The following is a 20,047-nucleotide window of genomic DNA, read 5'->3' on the forward strand; positions in this document are numbered from 1 at the left end:
GGCACCGTTCGCGGTGCCTTTTTTATTGGCGCGACCCCGCGCAGTGAGATTGCGGGTCCAGTCAGACGGACATCGGCCAGCGAATTGCACTAGTATGTGGTGGCTCCGTGCGCAGCCTATCCGTTGGTGCGGCGGTGCACCAAGTCCGGAGAAAATATGATTGCGATTCGGAAGGTAAGTCTGGGGGTCGTGTTGTGGGCGCTGGCATCGGGGATCGCCTTTGCTGATACGGTAGCGCTCAAGGCGGACCTGGAGCCGTCAAGTGAAGTCCCGCCGCGAGTGAGTCACGGGCACGGCATGGTCAACGCCACCTTCGATACCTCGACCAAGGCGTTGCAGTGGACGATCACGTACGAAAGCCTCTCCAGTGCCACTACGGCGGCCCACTTCCACGGCCCGGCGCCGGTCGGGCAGAACGCAAAGATCCAGATTCCCATCGAGAAGGGCGCACTTGCGAGCCCCATCAAGGGCTCAGCGACGCTGACGGATCAGCAGGTGACCGACTTGATGGCGGGCCAATGGTATTTCAACATCCACACCGCACAGAATCCGATGGGCGAGATTCGCGGCCAGGTGTTGCCTTCCAACTAAGGGGCGCGGACGGCAAGGGGGTTCCGATGAGTTGGCAGAGTGCTCTCGCATGCTGGTATCTGCGCCGCCAGTTTCGACCGGCCACCCAAAGGACGGAGATCAATGTCGAGGCTGCGCGCGCCCTGACGGCAAAGCGTGCATGGTCACCGAAAGTGCCGGCTGGCTGGCGCTTGCGTGAACAGTACGGTGCTGGCGAGACGTTGCGCGGCGAATGGTTGGAACCCTCTGACACCGGCGCAGCGCGCGCCGCCGGCACGCCCACCATCCTCTATCTGCACGGCGGTGGTTATTACTTTTGCTCGCCGCGTTCGCATCGTTCAATCGTGTTTGGACTCGCGACGCGCTCGCGCGCTCCCGCGTTCTCGCTCGATTACCGGCTCGCCCCCGAAGCACGTTTTCCTGCTGCGCTCGACGATGCGCTGGCCGCCTACCGGCAACTGCTCGCTGATGGCACGCCGCCGCAATCGATCGTGATCTCAGGTGACTCGGCGGGAGGCGGTCTTGCGCTGGCGACCCTCGTCGCACTGCGCGATGCGGGCGATCCACTGCCGGCGGGCAGCCTGCTGTTTTCGCCGTGGACTGATTTAAGCGCGAGCGGCGCGTCGATCCGCACCAACGATGGCGTCGACCCCATGTTCAGCGGTCACGCAATCGGCCGGGCCGCGAAGGTCTATCTTGGCGATACGCCTGCGACTCATCCGTACGCGTCGCCAGTCTATGCAGACTTGCATGGCCTGCCGCCGCTTTTCATTCAGGCCGGCAGCACCGAGGTGTTGCTTGACGATGCGCGGCGCGTGGCCGAGAGCGCGCGCTCGGCGAGTGTGTCGGTCGAATTGCAGATCTGGCCGAACATGCCGCACGTCTGGCAGATCTTCACGCCGTTCATCCCCGAGGCACGTCGCGCGCTCGATGGCGCCGCTGCTTTTGTGCGCCAGGTGACGAGCCCGCGCAGCAGTCAGCCGTCGAGCGCGATGTCGATGGTCTGATAGGCCGACTTGACGAGTTCAGTTCCGTATTGGCGCTCGAGCCGGCGCACAGTGAAGTGGCCGTGTGCCACGAGCTGGAAGTGATCCATGAACACCGTATTGACCATGGCGCCCAGCACGGCACCGATCGCCGGGATCGACTTGGCTGCGATCTGTTCGCTCACCTGAACGGAAAAGCGCGAGGCGATCGTGTTGAGCAGACGCAGCAGCGCAGCCGAGCCGTGCGCGGTGAAACCTTTGGTCGCGATCTCCGATGACGCTTTCGAGACGGCCTGCGCCAGCGCGCCGCGCATGATGAAGTAGCCGTAGTCGGCGTCGTCATCGGCTTTCGACGTGCCGCCCATCCCCAGCACCGTCAGACACTGCAATTGCGTGTCGATCGACGACAGGTCTTCGCCCTCGCTGCGGGCAATGTCGCAGATCGAGCGGAACATCAGCGTGGTCGTGACCGGCAATTCCACTGGCAGCGCGAACAATCCGAATGCCCCGCCCGCCGCGCCGGTGGTCGCAACCGCGAACTTGTGCAGCAGATTGCTGGGCTTGTCGGGCGCCGCGAGCGGAACGGCGGCGTCCTGGCGGCCGAGCGTGCGCAGCGCGATCTGCAGGCACTTGCGCAACGCGAGCTGCGTTGCGTCGTTCACCTTTTCGTTGGCGATGGCCGGCATCCGCGACAGCAGCTTTTCGAGCGGCGCACCGACGATACCGGCGAGTTTCATCGCCAGCGCCGGACTTTCCAGCTCATGTTTCGCGCGGCGCAGCGCGGCAAGATCTTCGACGGACAAGCTCTGTTCGGCGAGCGAAGTGGACTCCATGTGCCTCCCTGGTGCGGGCAATTTCTGTAGATAGCCGGTTGGCGGCAAACTGAAATGTGCGCCGCCACTCGCAGTTTAGAGCGCCATAACATGGTATGATTCCCTATTGTTTGACGCGTCAACTGTTGCGCTATCAAAAAATGGCCGTCCATACCGCCGCCCACCACTCGAGTGGGCAAGTCTTACCGTTCCGGGAATCGCTTATGGCGATGCTCGGCGTTTCTTTCGTGACGATGCTCGTCGCGCTCGACCAAACCGTCGTAGGCACTGCGCTGCCTACGATCGTGGCCGAGCTCAAAGGCTTCGAGCTCTACGCATGGGTCGCCACGTCCTACCTGCTGACCTCGGTCATCACGGTGCCGATCTTCGGTCGCCTCGGTGATTATTACGGGCGCAAGCCGTTCGTGATTGCGTCGATCGTGGTCTTCACTGGCGCGTCGGTGCTGTGCGGTATGGCCAACAGCATGCTGTTCCTCGTGCTGGCGCGTGGCCTGCAGGGTATCGGCGGCGGCATGCTGGTTGGCACCGCGTTTGCCTGTATTCCCGATCTCTTCCCCGATTCTGTCGTGCGCCTGCGCTGGCAGGTGCTGATGAGTTCGGCGTTCGGCATTGCCAACGCAATCGGACCGTCGCTCGGCGGTTTCCTCACGCAGTACTACGGCTGGCGCTCGGTGTTCTATGTGAATCTGCCGGTCGGTTTGTTGTCGCTGTTCTTCGTGTGGCGCTTCCTGCCACACTTGCGGCACGTCGAGCACGAAGGCAAGATGCGCCTCGATTGGCCCGGCGCGTTGCTGATCGCGATCTCGCTCGGCTCGCTGCAACTTTTCGTCGAGATGCTGCCTAAGCACGGCGTGACGTTCACGGCTGCCGCCCTGCTGGTAGCGAGCGTGGCGTCGGCCTACTCCCTGTGGAAATGGGAACAGCGCTGCCCGACGGCCATTCTGCCGGTCGACATGTTCCGTAACCGCAGTCTCGCCGCCTTGTTCACGCTGGCCGTGCTTGGTGGTTTCACGATGTTCTCGCTGCTGTTCTACGCACCGCTGCTGTTCCAGGGCGGCTTCGGCATGTCGCCGAAGGAGGCGGGCCTCGTCATCACGCCGCTGGTGGTGTTCATTACGATTGGCAGCATCGCCAACGGCCGGATCGTCTCGCGCGTGCGCAATCCGAACCTGATGCTGTACATCGGCTTCACTTTGCTTGCGCTGGCGTGTCTCGGCGTGGTGGTGGCGACCCGCGCGATGCCGCAATGGATCCTGATGACGTTCATGGTGCTCGGCGGTCTCGGTCTCGGCTTCGTGATGCCGAACCTGACGATCTTCGCGCAGCAGACCGCGGGCCGCGAACATCTTGGTATCGCGACGGCGTTGCTGCAATCGCTGCGGATGATCGGCGGCATGATCGGCACGGCGCTGACCGGCACGCTCGTGACGCATATGTACGCGAGCGGCGTGCGCAGCGCGCTGGAGCACGATCGGGCCACGCACTGGTTCTCCGATCTCGGTGACCCGCAGATCCTCATCAATCGTGACGCGCAAGCTACGCTACTAGGGCAGTTGACGCATGCCGGTCACAACGGGGCGATGCTGCTCGAGTCAGCACGCGAAGCGCTCGTCTCGGCCATTCATCTGGGTCTCGCGCTGGCCGCCGTCATCGCTGTCGTGTCGATCTGGCAGAGTCGCCGCGTGCCGCCTATCAGGCTCCGCCGTCAGGTTGAGCCGGTTATTCACGCGGATTGATTTTCGAGCACGAGCGTCAACGGAACACCATGGAAGATCAGGACCGCGTCGCCATCCTTCAGCAATTCGGCCGCACGTATCGGGCGTTCATGTCGGCGTTCGAGGCGCAGGTTGGGCATCCCCTGCCGCGTTGGCGCGTGATGCTGGCGTTGCACGACCAGGGCGGAGAGTCTTCGCAGAAGCGTCTTGTTGAGCGGCTGCGGGTCGATCCCGGCGCATTGACCCGGCAGTTGAAAGCACTTGAAGCGCTGGGCTGGATTTCGCGCAGCATGGACGAGCGCGATAACCGTGTGACCAACGTGCGGCTCACCGAAGCCGGGATGGCCGCGACCGCAGAGAGCTTGCCGCGCCGCAACGCGTTCCTTCATAACACCATGGCTGCGTTGCCGGACGATACGCTTGCTGCGCTGTCCGGCGCGTTGGGAATGCTGGAGGCACGCATTGGCGAAGTGGTCGCGGGCGGGACAGGGGCAGGAGACGGGCTGAGCTGAGTAGGGCAGCTTAGCGGCGTGCGGCGGCTGTGAAGGAGACCGTTGGCGCGACCGCTAACGGCCGCGCCGAATGTCCGTCGAGCGCGAGCGGCTAGCCTCACACGTGCCGCTCGCAAGCCGCCATATCAGAAGAACGTCTCGATCACTTCCGTGACCTGATACGACGGATCAACCACCAGCAACTGGCGCCACTTATCGAAAGTCAGACAGGGATGCGAGATGTCGAACGCAATCATGTCGCCGACTTTCAGATCCGCCCCGGCGGGAATCCGCAGATACGCGTGCTGATCCATCATGCCGAAAATCTCCCAACCCTCGTTGGCCTCGATTTCGCGCGGCGCTTCGTTGCCCGGACGGTAGTGACGGGCGGGTTCGGGCATGCCTGCGTCGAAAGCGGAATCGCGCTTGCCTAGTCCGATGATGGCGCGGTCCGGCTCGGGAATCGACTGCACATAAGCCCACAATTGCAGCGCCGGCAGTAGCCCTTCACCCATTTTCCTGGCCACCGGATTGCGCGCAAAAATATCCGTCTGCGCTTTCCGGTAGACGCCGACGTCATGCGTCAGATAGCAGCCCGGCCGCAGCACGACTTCAACCTGGCCTGCCTGTGACGCCTTCACGAATTCTTCCGCCACCACGTCGTACCAGGCCGAGCCGGCGCCGGACAGAATGGCCGGCGTGCGCGCAAAGCGTCCCTCGTTCGCCAGCGTGCGCGTAATGGCCACGGCGCTCTGCAGAAACTCGCGCACTTCCTGTTCTTCCTTCAGCACGCCCTCATACAGTTCGACGCCGGCAAGCTTTAGTGCATCCGGGTAGCGTGCGATCGCCTCGAGCACTGCATTGCGCTGCGCCTCGTCGCGCACGCCGGTGCGTCCGCCCGGCACGCCGAGTTCGAGCAGCACGTTCAGCGATTTGCGCACCGAGCCGAAGAACTTGCCGAGTTGCTCGACACCTTCAACCGAATCCACCAGACAGAAAAACTCGAACTCCGGATCGCTGAGCATCTCGGCGATCATCAGCATGTTGCGGCGGCCGACCAGCTGATTGGCCATCAGGATGCGCGACACGCCGCCGTGATAGGCGGCCCGCACCTGATGAGCGGTGGCGAGCGTGATGCCCCATGCGCCGGTTTCGAGCTGGCGGCGAAACAGTTGCGGCGCCATGGTGGTCTTGCCGTGCGGCGCGAGCTTGACACCGTATTCCGCGACAAACGCTTGCATCCACTTGAGGTTGTGCTCGATGCGATCCGCGTAGAGCACGGCGGCCGGCAGACTCACGTCCTCGTTCAGCAGATTCCATTCAAGGCGGCCGGCGTCCATCAGCTGGATACTAGCGCCCGGAACCATGCCCAAGCCCTTGCTATAAGGATCAATCGTCGCGCCCTGATAGTTTGTAACTTTCATGTAATCCTGCTCCATCGTCCAGATAAATTGCAGCGAAGTTGACTTTCACATGTTACCGAAAGTAGGATGTTTCCTGAAATGTTATTTAGTACCACGGCGGCATGGCCGGCTGGTACAAGGTGCCGCGTGCGGCGTTTCGGGCGGCGCAACGGTCTCCACGATCATTCTGTTCCTTCATGAACTCCAGCGCTGAACCGCTTACTTTCGACATCGTCGCCCGCATCGCCGAATGCGCGCCGGAGTTGCGTTCGGCCGAGCGCAAGGTAGCCGCGTTGATCCTCGACGATCTGACCGGCGCATCGCGTGCCAGCATCGGCGCACTGGCACAGCAGGCCGGCGTCAGCGTCGCGACGGTCACGCGCTTTGCCAAGGCCGTGGGTTGCCGCGACGTGCGCGAACTGAAGCTGCGGCTTGCCCAGGCAGCGGCGGTTGGTCAGCGTTTTTTGCAAAGCGGTGCGTCGGGACAGACGCCAGAGCCGCTTGCCACCCGTGTGTTCGACGAAGTGCAGACCGCGCTCACCCACAACCACCAGCTGCTGTGCCAGGCGCCGGTTGCCGAGGCCGCCGCCGCCTTGCGCGAGGCGCGCATGATCTACGTGTTCGGCATGGGCGGTGGTTCGACCGCGCTGGCCGACGAAATGCGCTTTCGCCTTGTGCGCCTCGGTCGGCCGGTGGCGACCTATCAGGACGGCTTGCTGCAACGGATGGTGGCGAGCACAGTATCGCGCGAATGTGTCGTGATTGCGTTGTCGGCCACCGGGCGGGTGCCGGAGATGGTGGAAAACTGCCGCATTGCGCGCAGTTACGGTGCGACGCTGATTACGCTGACCGCTCCGGCGTCGCCGCTGGCGCGGCTGGCCGACTGGGTGATTCCGATCGTCGCATTCGAAACCGATTTTATTTACAAGCCATCGTCATCCCGCTACGCGATGATGATGGCGCTCGACGTGCTCGTCACCGAACTTGCTGTCAGCCAGGGTGATGAGAGCCGCGAATTGCTGCGCCGCATGAAACACGCGCTCGATGCGCACCGCGGCGGCGGCGACCGACAACCGCTAGGAGACTGACCCATGCATTCGCATCCCGAAGCCGCCGACACGCTGATCATCGACGCGCAACTGTACGACGGTACGGGCGCGCCGCCGGTCGAACGCGACGTGGCGGTGCGCGACGGCAAGATTGTCGCGATTGGCAATCTGTCGAACTGGCTGGCCGAAGAGATCATCGAAGCGAACGGACGGGCGCTGGCGCCGGGATTTATTGACGTCCACACGCACGACGACACCCACGTGATTCGCGCGCCGCAGATGCTGCCGAAGATCAGCCAGGGGGTGACGACGGTGATTGTAGGCAATTGCGGCATCAGCGCGTCGCCGGTGGTGTTGAAGGGCGAGCCGCCCGATCCGATGAACCTGCTCGGTGAGCGCGATGCGTTTAAATATCCGACCTTCGCCGCGTATGTCGAAGCGGTGCATGCGGCGCGCCCGGCGGTGAATGTAGGTGCGCTGATTGGACATACGGCGTTGCGCAACAACCAGATGGACCGGCTCGACCGAGCGGCGACCACGCAGGAAATCGAAGGCATGTGTGCGCAGCTTGAAGAGGCGCTTCAGCATGGCGCGCTCGGGCTGAGTTCCGGCCTGGCGTACGGCTCGGCGTTTGCGGCGCCGACGGAAGAGGTTATGGCGCTCGCTGAGCCCCTGGCGGCGGCGGGTGCGCTGTACACGACGCATATGCGCACGGAGTTCGACGCGATTCTCGACGCAATGGACGAGGCGTACCGAGTGGGCCGTCACGCGCGGGTGCCGGTGGTGATTTCGCATCTGAAGTGCGCAGGGCCGTCGAACTGGGGGCGCAGCGTGGAGGTGTTGAAGTCTCTGGATGGCGCGCGGCGGTTGCAGCCGATCGGCTGCGACTGTTATCCGTACAACTGCAGTTCGTCGACGCTGGACCTGAAGCAAGTGACGGGCGATATCGACATCACGATTACGTGGTCGGAGCCACATCCGGAGATGGCGGGCAAGCTGGTGAAGGAGATTGCCGCCGAGTGGGGCGTGACGCAGCAGGAGGCGGGCAAGCGCTTGCAGCCGGCGGGCGCGGTGTATCACAACATGTCGGAGGAAGACGTGCGGCGCATTCTTTCGCATCCAGCGACGATGGTGGGCTCCGATGGCTTGCCGAACGATCCGTTGCCGCATCCTCGTTTGTGGGGCGCGTTTCCGCGCGTGCTGGGGCATTACGCACGGGATGCTGGATTGCTGCCGCTGGAGGAAGCGGTGCGCAAGATGACGAGCTTGTCGGCGCGGCGTTTTGGTTTGACGCAGCGTGGGGAAGTGCATATTGGGTACCACGCGGATCTGGTGTTGTTCGACCCGGCGCGGGTGCGCGATGCGGCGACATTTGAGAAGCCCCAACAGCCGGCGGACGGGATTGACGCGGTGTGGGTGAATGGCGTGTTGTCGTATCGCGATGGGCAACTTACCGGTGAGCGGGCAGGGCATTTTGTGGCGCGTGGTGTGGCATCGCAGGTTGATGCGCACGGTGTGTTTTGAGTTTTTGTTTTTTGGGTTTGTTGACGCGGCGCGTTTTGACTTTTTTGCTTTGGCTTGGGCTTACGTGCCGCTGGATCTTATAAGGAGTGTTTGTAATGAAGCGTTATGGCGTTGAAGGTGGCAAGGGGACCGGTGGACAACATATGCCGTTCGCGCGTGCCGTTGAGGCGGATGGCTGGTTGTTTGTGTCTGGGCAGACGCCTATGGAGAATGGCGAGGTGATCGAAGGCGGGATTGTCGCGCAATCGCATAAGGCGATTCAGAACGTTTTTGCCATTCTCAAAGAGGCCGGCTATGGCGCCGAGCATGTGGTTCGGTGTGGGGTGTGGCTCGATGATCCGCGCGATTTTGCTTCGTTTAACAAGGTGTTTCGCGAGTATTTTGGGGAGAATCCTCCGGCACGGGCGTGCGTTGTTTCTAGCATGGTGATTGACTGTAAAGTTGAGGTTGATTGCGTTGCTTATAAGGCGCCTGTCGGGAAGGCTTAAGGTTTTGGGTTTTTGCCTGTCGGAGTCTGGTCATGTCTGTCAGACAGCTGACTCTGAACAGTCCGCTGCGTGGTCGGATTGAATCGTAGTGCCAGGTAAAATGCAATTAGATGAATCCTATTTTCTAGAATATTTGCATTTAGCCTGAATAGTTGAAGGGTTTCGGCGCGGTTGCTTTTATACTTTTCCTCGCCATTGGCAACAACCGATGGTCAGGTTTGACAGCCTGCGCTTGAAACCGCACCCCCGCCCAGGCGGGGCGTGCGTCTGCTGCTGCACGTCTCTTTCCTATGGGCGGGCCGTGGCGGGGGAGCCGTAAGGCTCGCCGGTTTGTTTCAAGCCCGGTCTGTCAACCCCGTTACGTGCCCGCTCACCCCATCTGTTAGCGAGTGTCGGGCGATCCAGGGATGCAACCGGAAATCGCACCATGACCCAATCGGCTGAATACCAACACCTTGCGCGGCCCAAACCCGTCAGCGCCATCCACCATGAGCGCGTTGCGCGCTCCGCCTTTGAGTTTTGCGAAGGGCAGGTAGACAACCTCAAGAGGCTTGTCGAATTGTCGGCGACCATGCTTAGGTCTCCTGCCGTGACGTTCCAGGAACGACAAAGCCAGCATGTGCTGCTGGGACTGCTCGTTGATACGGCAGAGACTTATTTGAGGGAGGCGGAAGGATCACGCGAGATGTTCCGCATCATTGCTTTTGACGCGAGCGGGGTGCCGGATGCAACTGTCAGCGCTGAATCGGCGGCGCGGCTTCTTACGCCGGTGCGGAAGGCGAAAAGGGATTCCCGTGGGTCTCGTGGCGCAACTAAGGTCCAAGGCGTTTCCAGAGGCGAAACGCAGGACAGGGTGAACTAATGTGTCCGCTTTCGCATGCGCGCTTTAGTAACGATCGAGCTAGCTACAGCAAGAAGGAAGCCACTCGCCAAGCCACAGTGAAAGGCAAAAGTTAAAGCTCGCCCCCCGCATTCGTCACCGCATTCGGCCGTCGAAGGTGGCAGGGAGACGAGCAGGCCGAGCAAGCCGCCTGCGATAGCCCCGCTAACGAACATTGCGAGGGAGAGCATCGCTGTCTTCATGCAATTTCTCAAAATAGTATCTGCTTCGCATCTGCGAGATTGGAGAGCAGATTATCTGACCCGACACCGATGATCCACAACGGATTCCAGACCCTCGGAATGCCTACGTCAACCTTTAATGTGGTCTAGGTACAAGGCGTTAGCCGTTAGCCGTTCGCCGTTCCATAAGTCGATATGGTCGTCCGATGGGTCTTTCTCCTTGAGACAGCGACGCCAATAGCTTCCAAAGAAGATGATACCGGTCCTGCCCGTCTCTTTCTCCAGCGCGCAAACCGTGTGGCGTCATCGTGAGCCTTCATGTAGTCGTCATGCACCTTCATAGGTTACATGGCTATTGGCGACACGTTAGTGATACGTACTCCATATAAATCATGTATGGCGGAGGGGATCGACGTGGCGCTATTGATGTACGAAGAATCCCACCGCATTTGCAGATCTATCTCATATACGACGCCCGCAAAAAGAGGCAGCCTATGGGGAAGCGGTTTTTCCGATCCAGAGGAAACTGACGCATCAACTGTCACGGCGGAGTTCGACATCAAGGCAAACCGTGAAAGGTAAGTCTGCATCTGCAGCTAAAAAATGGAGATATATATGGCAATACCTTTGCATCTGTCGCTGAAGGATGCTGGCGGTGCTGATATCAGAGGTTCGAGCGCCGTAGCGGGACGGGAGGGAAGCATCGAGGTCCTGAGTCTGACGCATGGCATGTACACGCCTACCTGTGGGGCCACGGGGAAATTGATGGCCGGTCGCTTGCATCGGCCACTCACAATCGAGAAGGAAATCGATAAGGCATCGCCCGTTCTCTACAAAGCCGTCGCAGAGGGGACGCCGCTCTCTCAAGCAATCTTGCGTTGGTACCGCATTAACGAAGCAGGACGTGAAGAAGAATATTTCAATATGACGATGAAAAACGTCAGGGTCGTTTCCGTCGCTCCTAAGGTTCTCAACATCAAAGAACAAGAGTCGATGACAAGGAATCACTTTGAAATGGTCGAACTCCGTTACGAGCAAATTACGTGGACGTATCGCGACGGGAACCTGATGTTCAAAGACGAGTGGAACGAACGTTGGTAGGGGGATACGGGAATGCCTGTCAGGTGCACGTTTTCACTCAATAGTCGCGAAACATCGAGGCTCGCTTGCGAAGGCTTCGGCTCGGTCGTTGCCTATTCAGGACGCGGTAAAGGCCGCGATAACCCTTATGATGTTGCCGATAAGGATGTAGGGGCATTGCCGCCAGGAACCTACTATCTCGTCGACCGGCAGTCTGGCGGTCGCATTGGTTGGGTGCGCGATTTTGCCGCCGCTTACGTCGGAAGCACGGATCGAACAGAATGGTTCATGCTTTGGAATGCCAATGGTGGAGATACGACGATGATTGATGGCATCATGCGCGGTCAGTTTCGTTTACACCCTGAAGGGATAAGGCACGAAAGTGACGGATGCATCACACTCAAATTTCGTGACCAGTTCGAAGCGCTTCAGCGCTTCATTCGTTCGCACCCTGCCGACCTTCCTGTCCCAGGAAGCACGCTTAAGGCATATGGAACGGTAGAAGTGCGATGAGGCGGGCAGAACTGATTCTTTGGTGTCTCGCGTCCGTTGGCGTATGGTATTTCGCCAGTGTGCAACTTGCGCGCGTCCTTCCGACCGTATCGTTCGATGTGCCGCTATGGCTCGCAAACGTGGTCAGATATGGGTTTCATGTCGTGTACCACTACGACACACCCGACGCCGGAGATATGGACGATGGAGTAACGTTGTTTTTGGTGCTGGGAACGTTTGCCGTCGTGGGGCTGGTCGTTTCCTTGGCTAGCGCTTTTGTATGGCGTCGATTGAGCGCGCGCTGGTTCCTTGGTCGATGATTCGAAGCGTCAAACCGAGCGCGACGGTTGAATGCTTTTGGTCGTTAGCTAATACACGGATAACAAATCAAAGAGAGGCCAACGCCGCGCGAACAGCGACCTGCATTCAAGCCGCCGCAGGCAAAAAACCTTACTGCCGCGCCGTGCGCAAATTATCCGGCATGGGCAAATTAAAATTAGTCCGGAAGGGGTTGATATCAAGCCCACCACGCCGCGTGTAGCGAGCATAAACAGCCAGCTTCAGCGGCTTACAAACCTTGAGAACATCAACAAAAATCCGCTCAACGCACTGCTCATGAAACCCGGTGTGATTCCGGTAGGACACGATATACCGCAGCAAGCCAGCGTGATCGATCTGCGGCCCAACATAGTGAATCTGAACACTGCCCCAATCAGGCTGCCCAGTAACAGGACAATTCGACTTAAGCAGATTCGAGAACACGGTCTCCTCAACAGGAGACTCATCGAGTGCTGCCTTGAGCAACGAAGAATCCGGATGATAAACATCCGTATCCAGATCGAGCCGATCAAGAGAAGTCCCTTCAAACTCCTCAAGCCCCAGCTTGCCAAAGTCCATCGGCCCAGTCAGATGCACTGAAACACTAGCGCCGCAGGCACCAGAAACATCCCGCTTGATCGTATCGCGCACCGCCTCAAACGACTCAAACGAACTCTGCGCAAACGACCCCAAGTACAACTTGAACGACTTCGACTCGACGATATTCGGCGAATCCGCCGGCACATAGAAAGTCGCCACAGCAATCTGCGGCTTGCCACGCCCATTCAGCCAGGAAAGCTCATAAGCATTCCAGATATCCGTTCCAAAGAACGGCAACTGCGCCCCAATGCCAATCGCCTCGCGCGCGGCCTTGCGCGCGATCGGAAAGAGCAGCGTCGCGTCATACTGTTCGGTATATGCGGCAGGTTTGCCAAGCGGTGATTGTTCGGGTGTCATGATGCGTTCACGATGCCACTCAGCACGTGCCCCGTCGCCGTCACGACGCGGGCCGATTCGCAGTGGCCAATTTGATCGTCGAAGAAAAAGTCCGGCTCGAATTCGCGCAAAAATGCGCTCTTGTCGAGCCCACCGAGGAACATCGCTTCGTCGATTTCGATGTTCCACGCCATCAGCGTGCGGATCGCCCGTTCATGGGCCGGCGCCGAGCGCGCCGTCACCAGTGCCGTGCGGATGTGCATCGGCGCCACCTGGGTTGGCGCGGCTTCGTCCGCCAGCTTCTGCAGCCGGTGCAGCGCTTCAAGCAACGGCTTGAGCGGCCCATCGGCCAACGGCAGGTCCTTGTTGTGGATTTCATGGCCCACAAACGCCCGCAAGCCATCCTTCTGAAACACCCGCTCCGCTTCGTCCGAAAACAGCACGGCGTCGCCGTCGAAGGCAATGCGGATTTCATCCGGGTGCTTGCTCGCCATTTTCGCCGATTCCGGCAACACGCGTGCAGCCGGAAATCCGGCGGCCAGCGCGTCGCGTACGTCCTCCTGATTGGCGGACAGAAACAGCGAGGCATTCAACGGCTTCAAATAGCCAAACGGCGCACGTCCACGCGTAAAGACGCCGCGCTCGATCGCGAGCCCATGCTCGCGGCACGAGTGGAATGCCCGCAGCCCGCTGATCGGATCGCTGCGCGACAGGATCACCACTTCGACACGATGCGCTCCCGCGTTCAGCGCCAGCAGCTTGCGGATCAGCGGAAACGCCACGCCTGGCTTGGCGGGCACGCTTAGCCGTTCGCGCTGCAACGTTTCGTAGGCGTGCAGGTCGCCTTCCTCGTACACGCGGTTCTCTTCCTCGAAGTCGAACAGCGCGCGCGACGAAATCGCCACAACCAGTTTGTCCTGAAGCGTCATTGCCATCGGCAAGGTCCCGTCAGCCTATGCGAGGAACAGCCGGTACACCGGGTTCGTCGTCTCTTCCCAGTATGGATAGCCGAGCGTCGCCAGGAAGCGGTCGAACTCACTGTTCTCCGAAACAGGCACCTGGATGCCGACGAGGATCGAGCTGTAGTCCGCGCCCTGGTTCCGGTAATGGAACAGGCTGATATTCCAGTTCGGCGCCATCGACGACAGAAACTTCATCAGCGCGCCCGGCCGTTCCGGGAATTCGAAGCGGAACAGGCGCTCGTCATGCGCGAGCGGCGAACGGCCGCCCACCATGTAGCGGATGTGTTGCTTCGAGAGCTCGTCGCCGGTCAGATCGACTGTGGCAAAGCCGTGCGCTTCGAAAGCGCCTGCAATCTGCGCCGATTCGCTGCGGTTTCTGATCTGCACGCCCACGAAGATATGCGCGGAGTTCGCGTCCGCAATCCGGTAGTTGAACTCGGTTACGCTGCGCGTGCCCACCAGTTCGCAGAAGCGTTTGAAACTGCCGCGTTCTTCGGGGATTGTCACCGCGAACACCGCTTCGCGCGACTCACCGACTTCGGCGCGTTCGGCCACGAAACGCATCCGGTCGAAATTCATGTTTGCGCCGGAAGTGACCGCAATCAGCGTCTGATTCTCGATGCCTTCGCGCTCGGCATACTGTTTGGCCCCCGCCACAGCCAGCGAGCCCGCCGGCTCCAGCACGCTGCGGGTGTCCTGGAACACGTCCTTGATCGCTGCGCACAGGGCGTCGGTGTTCACGATCAGCACGTCGTCGAGATACTCGCGGCACAGCCGGAAGGTTTCCTCGCCCACCAGCTTCACGGCCGTCCCGTCGGAAAACAGGCCCACTTCGTTCAACGTGACCCGCTCGCCCGCCTTCAGGGACTGCGCCATCGCGCAGGAATCGTCGGTCTGCACGCCGATCACCTTGATCTCCGGGCGCACCGACTTGACGTAAGCGGCAACCCCGGCCGCCAGTCCGCCACCGCCGATCGGCACAAAGATCGCGTGAATCGGCCCTTGATGCTGGCTCAGGATCTCCATCGCCACCGTGCCCTGGCCGGCGATCACGTACGGATCGTCGAACGGATGCACGAAAGTCAGGCCGTGCTGTTCCTGCAGCTTGACGGCGTGCGCGTAAGCGTCGCTATACGATTCGCCCGCCTGCACGACCTCCACCGTCGGGCCGCCGTGTGCGCGCACGGCGTCGACCTTCACCTGCGGGGTCGTCACCGGCACCACGATGATCGCCTTCACGCCCATGCGCGCGGCCGAGAGCGCCACGCCCTGAGCATGATTCCCAGCCGAGGCCGTAATCACGCCGCGTTGCAGCGCTTCGACCGGAATATGCGCCATCTTGTTGTACGCGCCGCGCACCTTGAACGAGAACACCGGTTGGTTGTCTTCGCGCTTCAGGTAAACCGGATTGCGCAGCCGTGCCGACAGATTCGGCGCATGCTCGAGTTCGGTCTCGCGGGCGACGTCATAGACGCGCGCGGTCAGGGTTTTCTTCAGATAGTCGTGGGAAACCATGCGGGTGGCGCAGTGCGCTGTGTGAGACGGGAAAGGACAATGATAGCGCCAACGGCCCGCGCTCTGGACTCTACCGAATGGCCAAGGTCCCGGAAGGGTGGCCGCCCGACCGTCCGGTCGACGAATTTCGGACTCACCGGATGGAACATATTTCGGCGCTGGCCCCAACAAACGCCCGTTTTCAGGCGATTCGAGCGTCAACGCGTGCGTGGATCATGCGGTAGAATTCTATTTTGGAACAAGGATCGGAAGATGCACTGGCAGCCTCGGATCGCCCATTTGATGCCCGTCCCGCGTGAGGCTCGTCCCGCGGCGCAGAGGCACGTGTGTTGCGCACGATCGTGTAGCTGCATCTGAGCGCCGCGAAGCGGCCGGTGTGTGTCAGCCGCCGGCAGGTGCTTCGCCCAACTAGAAGATTTCCAGAATTGCGCCCCACGCGCACCGTCAGGCGGCGCCTCGTTAATCGTCGCTGAGTTGTCGATTAGCAAGCGCGCCCAACTGACTCACCGAGTCGTCCAAACATGAACGCACCTCAAGTATTCGATCCGCACGGAGCCGCCGCTGCGGTGGCCGCCGCCCCTGAAGCGCGTCTGCGCGAAATTCCCTATAACTACACCTCGTTTTCGGACCGTGAAATCGTTATCCGCCTGCTGGGCAACGATGCGTGGGACGCGCTGGCCGAATTGCGCGCCGAACGCCGCACAGGCCGCTCGGCGCGGATGCTGTACGAAGTGCTCGGCGACATTTGGGTGGTGCGCCGCAATCCTTACCTGCAAGACGACCTGCTCGACAACCCGAAGCGCCGCGCGCTGCTGATCGAAGCGCTGCACCACCGTCTGTCGGAGATCGAGAAGCGCCGTCGCGCCGACCTGACCGAGCACGGCGACGAAGCGGGTGTGGGCCGCGCCGCACGCGTCGAAACGCTAGTGGTGGCGGCGCGCCGTGCCGTGGACGACTTCGCCAACGAGTTCGACAAGACCTCTGAGTTGCGCCGCCGTGCCACCAAGGTGCTGGGCCGCGTGACGCAGAAAGACAACATCAAGTTCGACGGCCTTTCACGCGTCTCTCATGTGACCGACGCCACCGACTGGCGCGTCGAGTATCCGTTCGTCGTCCTGACGCCGGACAGCGAAGCCGAGATCGCCGGCATGATCAAGGCGTGCTTCGAGCTGGGTCTAACGGTGATCCCGCGTGGGGGCGGCACGGGCTACACGGGCGGCGCAGTGCCGCTCACGCCGTTCTCGGCCGTCATCAACACCGAAAAGCTCGAACAGCTCGGCGCAGTCGAACTGACCGAGCTGCCGGGCGTGCCGCGCAAGGTCGCGACCATTTTTTCGGGAGCGGGCGTCGTCACCCGCCGTGTGACTGAAGCCGCTGAACAGGCCGGCTACGTGTTCGCCGTCGATCCGACCTCGCTCGACGCCTCTTGCATCGGCGGTAACGTCGCCATGAACGCCGGCGGCAAGAAGGCCGTGCTGTGGGGTACCGCGCTCGACAATCTCGCCTGGTGGCGCATGGTTGACCCGGAGGGTAACTGGCTCGAAGTCACGCGTCTCGAGCACAACATGGGCAAGATCCATGACATCGCCGTGGCGCGTTTCGAACTGAAGTGGTTCGACGGCGAATATGCGCCGGGCGAAAAGCTGCTGCGCACCGAGTCGCTCGACATCGAAGGCCGTGTGTTCCGTAAGGAAGGGCTCGGCAAGGACGTCACGGATAAATTCCTCGCCGGCCTGCCGGGCATCCAGAAGGAAGGCTGCGACGGCCTGATCACGTCGGCGCGCTGGGTGCTGCACAAAATGCCCGCGCATACGCGCACTGTCTGCCTCGAATTCTTCGGCCAGGCGCGCGATGCGATTCCGAGCATCGTCGAAATCAAGGACTACCTGTTCGAAACGTCGCGGCAGGGCGGGGCCATTCTCGCGGGCCTCGAGCATCTGGACGAACGCTATCTGCGTGCCGTCGGCTATGCGACCAAGTCCAAGCGCAACGCGTTTCCGAAGATGGTGCTGATCGGCGACATCGTCGGCGACGATGCGGATGCGGTGGCGCAAGCCACGTCGGAAGTGGTGCGCATGGCCAACGGCAAGAGCGGCGAAGGCTTCGTCGCGGTGAATGCCGAAGCGCGCAAGCGCTTCTGGCTGGACCGCAGCCGAACGGCCGCGATCGCGAAGCACACCAACGCGTTCAAGATCAATGAAGACGTGGTGATTCCGCTCAACCGCATGGGCGAGTACACCGACGGTATCGAGCGCATCAACATCGAGCTGTCGATCAAAAACAAGCTGCAGCTGCTCGACGCGCTCGAAGCGTTCTTCAAGGCCGGCAAGCTGCCGCTCGGCAAGAGCGACGACGCCAACGAGATTCCGAGCGCCGAACTGCTCGAAGACCGTGTGCAGCAAGCGTTCGAGTTGCTCAAGCAAGTGCGTACCCGCTGGGAATTCCTGCGCGACAAGCTCGATTTGTCGCTGCGCGAGGCCCAGCATTACCTGGTCGGACTCGGCTACGAAGCGCTTGCAGAGAAGTTTGCTGATCGCGCCGACGCGCAGCCTGGCGTCACGGTGTTCCATGTCACGCAGGACCGTACGATTCGCGTGTCGTGGAAGCAGGAAGTTCGCGCCGAACTGCGCCAGATCTTCAACGGCGGCGAATTCAAGCCGATCCTCGAAGAAGCGCAGGCCATCCACAAGCAGGTGCTGCGCGGCCGCGTGTTCGTCGCGCTGCACATGCACGCGGGCGACGGCAATGTTCATACGAACATCCCCGTCAATTCCGACAACTACGAGATGCTGCAGGACGCCCACACGGCCGTCGCACGCATCATGAAGCTGGCGCGTTCGCTCGACGGCGTGATTTCGGGTGAGCACGGCATCGGCATTACCAAGCTCGAATTCCTGACGGAAGACGAGATTGGCGAATTCCGCAAGTACAAGCAGCGCGTCGATCCGCATGGCCGCTTCAATGCGGGCAAGCTGCTCGAGGGCGCCGACCTGCGCAACGCCTACACGCCGAGCTTCGGGCTGATGGGCTATGAATCGCTGATCATGCAGCAGTCGGATATCGGTGCGATTTCCGAATCGATCAAGGACTGCTTGCGTTGCGGCAAGTGCAAGCCGGTGTGCGCGACTCACGTTCCGCGCGCCAATCTGCTGTACAGCCCGCGCAACAAGATTCTCGCCACCTCGCTACTGGTCGAGGCGTTCCTTTACGAAGAGCAGACACGCCGTGGTGTGTCGATCAAGCACTGGGACGAGTTCAACGACGTCGCCGACCACTGCACGGTCTGTCACAAGTGCGTGACGCCGTGCCCGGTGAAGATCGACTTCGGCGATGTCACGATGAACATGCGCAATCTGCTGCGCAAGATGGGCAAGAAGAAGTTCAATGCGGGCAACGCGGCCGGGATGTTCTTCCTCAATGCCACCAATCCGCAGACCATTAACCTCGCGCGCACTGCGATGATGGGCGTCGGCTACAAGGCGCAGCGGCTTGGCAACGAGGTGCTGAAGAAGTTCGCGAAGAAACAGACGGCACACCCGCCCGCTACGGTCGGCAAGCCGAAGGTGGTGGAGCAGGTGATCCACTTTATGAACAAGAAGATGCCGGGCAATCTGCCGAAGAAGACGGCGCGCGCGTTGCTGGACATCGAAGACAACAAGATCGTTCCGATCATCCGCAATCCGAAGACCACCACGATCGATACGGAAGCGGTGTTCTACTTCCCCGGCTGCGGCTCCGAGCGTCTGTTCTCGCAGGTGGGTCTGGCGACCCAGGCCATGCTGTGGGAGGCGGGCGTGCAAACCGTGCTGCCGCCGGGATATCTGTGCTGCGGCTATCCGCAGCGCGGCTCGGGCCAGTTCGACAAGGCCGAGAAGATCGTCACGGATAACCGCGTGCTGTTCCACCGCGTCGCCAACACGCTTAACTACCTCGACATCAAAACGGTAGTGGTGTCGTGCGGCACGTGCTACGACCAGCTCGCCGGTTACGAATTCGAAAAGATTTTCCCGGGCTGCCGGATCATCGACATTCACGAGTTCCTGCTCGAGAAAGGCATGAAGCTCAACGGCGTCAATGGCATGCGCTACATGTATCACGACCCGTGCCACACGCCGATCAAGACGATGGACCCGATCAAGCTCGTCAACCAGTTGATGGGCTCGGAGAAGGACGGCTACAAGATCGAGAAGAACGATCGTTGCTGTGGTGAATCCGGCACACTCGCGGTGACGCGTCCGGACATTTCTACCCAAGTCCGTTTCCGCAAGGAAGAGGAGATCCGCAAGGGTGCGGCGAAGCTGCGCGGTATCCCGTTGGTGGCCGAAGCAGGCGCCAATGCCATCAATCCGGCCAATGCTTCGGCAGGTGCTGCGGGTGCCCCGGATGGCTCGGTGCTCAAGGCTGGCGACGGTCCCACGCCTACCGGCGCCACCGACGTGAAGATCCTGACGAGCTGCCCGTCCTGCCTGCAAGGGCTGTCGCGCTACAACGAGGACGCGAACATCGAGGCGGACTATATCGTCGTCGAAATGGCCCGTCACGTGCTGGGTGAAGACTGGATGGCGGACTACGTTCAACGTGCGAACAATGGCGGAATCGAGCGCGTGCTGGTTTAATGGCACG

General features: G+C 61.0%; 17 protein-coding genes. 11 read left to right on the plus strand and 6 right to left on the minus strand.

What is annotated here, in order from left to right; genetic code table 11:
* The first annotated feature begins 156 nt into the window (after positions 1–156).
* Positions 157–591: a CHRD domain-containing protein gene (locus P3T40_RS10770; protein WP_429267675.1), complete on the plus strand. Its 435-nt coding sequence runs from the start codon at positions 157–159 to the stop codon at positions 589–591.
* Between the two features lie 26 nt (positions 592–617).
* Positions 618–1,577 (plus strand): alpha/beta hydrolase, encoded by a 960-nt coding sequence (locus P3T40_RS10775; RefSeq protein WP_429267676.1) that lies wholly within the window; start codon positions 618–620, stop codon positions 1,575–1,577.
* Here P3T40_RS10775 and P3T40_RS10780 read toward each other — a convergent pair.
* Positions 1,547–2,389 carry an EcsC family protein gene (locus P3T40_RS10780; protein ID WP_429267677.1) on the minus strand — a complete coding sequence of 281 codons (843 nt, stop codon included), beginning with the start codon at positions 2,387–2,389 and terminating at the stop codon, positions 1,547–1,549. The two genes, P3T40_RS10775 and P3T40_RS10780, sit on opposite strands and share 31 nt — an antisense overlap.
* A 140-nt stretch (positions 2,390–2,529) precedes the next feature.
* On the opposite strand from P3T40_RS10780, the gene P3T40_RS10785 reads away from it, so the two are divergent.
* Together P3T40_RS10785 and P3T40_RS10790 are read left to right on the plus strand one after the other, a co-directional pair.
* On the plus strand, positions 2,530–4,125 hold the full coding sequence (locus P3T40_RS10785) for an MDR family MFS transporter (protein WP_429267678.1): 1,596 nt from the start codon (positions 2,530–2,532) through the stop codon (positions 4,123–4,125).
* Positions 4,126–4,154: 29 nt separating this feature from the next.
* Positions 4,155–4,616: a MarR family winged helix-turn-helix transcriptional regulator gene (locus P3T40_RS10790; protein ID WP_429267679.1), complete on the plus strand. Its 462-nt coding sequence runs from the start codon at positions 4,155–4,157 to the stop codon at positions 4,614–4,616.
* A gap of 125 nt (positions 4,617–4,741) precedes the next feature.
* Here the strand turns inward: P3T40_RS10790 and P3T40_RS10795 are convergent, their stop codons facing one another.
* Positions 4,742–6,019 carry an amino acid deaminase gene (locus P3T40_RS10795; RefSeq protein WP_429267680.1) on the minus strand — a complete coding sequence of 426 codons (1,278 nt, stop codon included), beginning with the start codon at positions 6,017–6,019 and terminating at the stop codon, positions 4,742–4,744.
* A 176-nt stretch (positions 6,020–6,195) separates the two neighbouring features.
* Between P3T40_RS10795 and P3T40_RS10800 the strand changes: the two genes are divergently transcribed.
* The 4 genes from P3T40_RS10800 to P3T40_RS10815 all read left to right on the plus strand — a co-directional run bounded on the left by P3T40_RS10800 (position 6,196) and on the right by P3T40_RS10815 (position 9,921).
* A complete protein-coding gene (locus tag P3T40_RS10800; protein ID WP_429267681.1) occupies positions 6,196–7,086 on the plus strand; it encodes a MurR/RpiR family transcriptional regulator in 891 nt (296 codons plus the stop codon).
* 3 nt (positions 7,087–7,089) lie between these two features.
* On the plus strand, positions 7,090–8,571 hold the full coding sequence (locus P3T40_RS10805) for an N-acyl-D-amino-acid deacylase family protein (protein ID WP_429267682.1): 1,482 nt from the start codon (positions 7,090–7,092) through the stop codon (positions 8,569–8,571).
* A 95-nt stretch (positions 8,572–8,666) separates the two neighbouring features.
* Positions 8,667–9,059, plus strand: coding sequence for a RidA family protein (locus P3T40_RS10810; RefSeq protein ID WP_429267683.1), 393 nt, complete (start codon positions 8,667–8,669; stop codon positions 9,057–9,059).
* Between the two features lie 427 nt (positions 9,060–9,486).
* Complete coding sequence (locus P3T40_RS10815) at positions 9,487–9,921, plus strand: hypothetical protein (RefSeq protein ID WP_429267684.1); 435 nt, start codon at positions 9,487–9,489, stop codon at positions 9,919–9,921.
* A 329-nt stretch (positions 9,922–10,250) separates the two neighbouring features.
* Here the strand turns inward: P3T40_RS10815 and P3T40_RS10820 are convergent, their stop codons facing one another.
* A complete protein-coding gene (locus tag P3T40_RS10820) occupies positions 10,251–10,406 on the minus strand; it encodes a T6SS effector amidase Tae4 family protein (RefSeq protein WP_429267926.1) in 156 nt (51 codons plus the stop codon).
* Between the two features lie 330 nt (positions 10,407–10,736).
* On the opposite strand from P3T40_RS10820, the gene P3T40_RS10825 reads away from it, so the two are divergent.
* Entirely contained in the window at positions 10,737–11,222 is a 486-nt protein-coding gene (locus P3T40_RS10825) for an Hcp family type VI secretion system effector (protein WP_429267685.1), read from the plus strand.
* Positions 11,223–11,234: 12 nt separating this feature from the next.
* On the plus strand, positions 11,235–11,714 hold the full coding sequence (locus tag P3T40_RS10830; protein WP_429267686.1) for a DUF2778 domain-containing protein: 480 nt from the start codon (positions 11,235–11,237) through the stop codon (positions 11,712–11,714).
* Positions 11,715–12,143: 429 nt separating this feature from the next.
* Here P3T40_RS10830 and queF read toward each other — a convergent pair whose 3' ends face one another.
* Genes queF through ilvA form a run of 3 tightly spaced genes read right to left on the minus strand, consistent with a single transcriptional unit; the run spans position 12,144 to position 15,424 of the window.
* Positions 12,144–12,968 (minus strand): NADPH-dependent 7-cyano-7-deazaguanine reductase QueF, encoded by an 825-nt coding sequence (gene queF, locus P3T40_RS10835; protein WP_429267687.1) that lies wholly within the window; start codon positions 12,966–12,968, stop codon positions 12,144–12,146.
* A complete protein-coding gene (locus P3T40_RS10840; protein WP_429267688.1) occupies positions 12,965–13,882 on the minus strand; it encodes a 5'-nucleotidase in 918 nt (305 codons plus the stop codon). Before P3T40_RS10840 ends, queF begins: the two co-directional genes overlap by 4 nt.
* An 18-nt stretch (positions 13,883–13,900) precedes the next feature.
* A complete protein-coding gene (gene ilvA, locus P3T40_RS10845) occupies positions 13,901–15,424 on the minus strand; it encodes a threonine ammonia-lyase, biosynthetic (RefSeq protein WP_429267689.1) in 1,524 nt (507 codons plus the stop codon).
* 521 nt (positions 15,425–15,945) lie between these two features.
* Here ilvA and P3T40_RS10850 point away from each other — a divergent pair.
* Complete coding sequence (locus tag P3T40_RS10850) at positions 15,946–20,040, plus strand: DUF3683 domain-containing protein (RefSeq protein WP_429267690.1); 4,095 nt, start codon at positions 15,946–15,948, stop codon at positions 20,038–20,040.
* The last annotated feature ends 7 nt before the right edge of the window (positions 20,041–20,047 follow it).

The organism is Paraburkholderia sp. EB58 (assembly GCF_050436665.1).
Classification (GTDB): Bacteria; Pseudomonadota; Gammaproteobacteria; order Burkholderiales; family Burkholderiaceae; genus Paraburkholderia.

What these genes read in the sequence shown, in the direction of transcription:
- P3T40_RS10850 (WP_429267690.1), top strand. Translation starts at nt 15,946, where the DNA reads ATGAACGCACCTCAAGTATTCGATCCGCACGGAGCCGCCGCTGCGGTG.
- P3T40_RS10800 (WP_429267681.1), top strand. Translation starts at nt 6,196, where the DNA reads ATGAACTCCAGCGCTGAACCGCTTACTTTCGACATCGTCGCCCGCATC.
- P3T40_RS10810 (WP_429267683.1), top strand. Translation starts at nt 8,667, where the DNA reads ATGAAGCGTTATGGCGTTGAAGGTGGCAAGGGGACCGGTGGACAACAT.
- P3T40_RS10780 (WP_429267677.1), bottom strand. Translation starts at nt 2,389, where the DNA reads ATGGAGTCCACTTCGCTCGCCGAACAGAGCTTGTCCGTCGAAGATCTT.
- P3T40_RS10775 (WP_429267676.1), top strand. Translation starts at nt 618, where the DNA reads ATGAGTTGGCAGAGTGCTCTCGCATGCTGGTATCTGCGCCGCCAGTTT.
- ilvA (WP_429267689.1), bottom strand. Translation starts at nt 15,424, where the DNA reads ATGGTTTCCCACGACTATCTGAAGAAAACCCTGACCGCGCGCGTCTAT.
- P3T40_RS10815 (WP_429267684.1), top strand. Translation starts at nt 9,487, where the DNA reads ATGACCCAATCGGCTGAATACCAACACCTTGCGCGGCCCAAACCCGTC.
- queF (WP_429267687.1), bottom strand. Translation starts at nt 12,968, where the DNA reads ATGACACCCGAACAATCACCGCTTGGCAAACCTGCCGCATATACCGAA.
- P3T40_RS10795 (WP_429267680.1), bottom strand. Translation starts at nt 6,019, where the DNA reads ATGAAAGTTACAAACTATCAGGGCGCGACGATTGATCCTTATAGCAAG.
- P3T40_RS10840 (WP_429267688.1), bottom strand. Translation starts at nt 13,882, where the DNA reads ATGGCAATGACGCTTCAGGACAAACTGGTTGTGGCGATTTCGTCGCGC.
- P3T40_RS10770 (WP_429267675.1), top strand. Translation starts at nt 157, where the DNA reads ATGATTGCGATTCGGAAGGTAAGTCTGGGGGTCGTGTTGTGGGCGCTG.
- P3T40_RS10805 (WP_429267682.1), top strand. Translation starts at nt 7,090, where the DNA reads ATGCATTCGCATCCCGAAGCCGCCGACACGCTGATCATCGACGCGCAA.
- P3T40_RS10790 (WP_429267679.1), top strand. Translation starts at nt 4,155, where the DNA reads ATGGAAGATCAGGACCGCGTCGCCATCCTTCAGCAATTCGGCCGCACG.
- P3T40_RS10825 (WP_429267685.1), top strand. Translation starts at nt 10,737, where the DNA reads ATGGCAATACCTTTGCATCTGTCGCTGAAGGATGCTGGCGGTGCTGAT.
- P3T40_RS10785 (WP_429267678.1), top strand. Translation starts at nt 2,530, where the DNA reads ATGGCCGTCCATACCGCCGCCCACCACTCGAGTGGGCAAGTCTTACCG.
- P3T40_RS10830 (WP_429267686.1), top strand. Translation starts at nt 11,235, where the DNA reads ATGCCTGTCAGGTGCACGTTTTCACTCAATAGTCGCGAAACATCGAGG.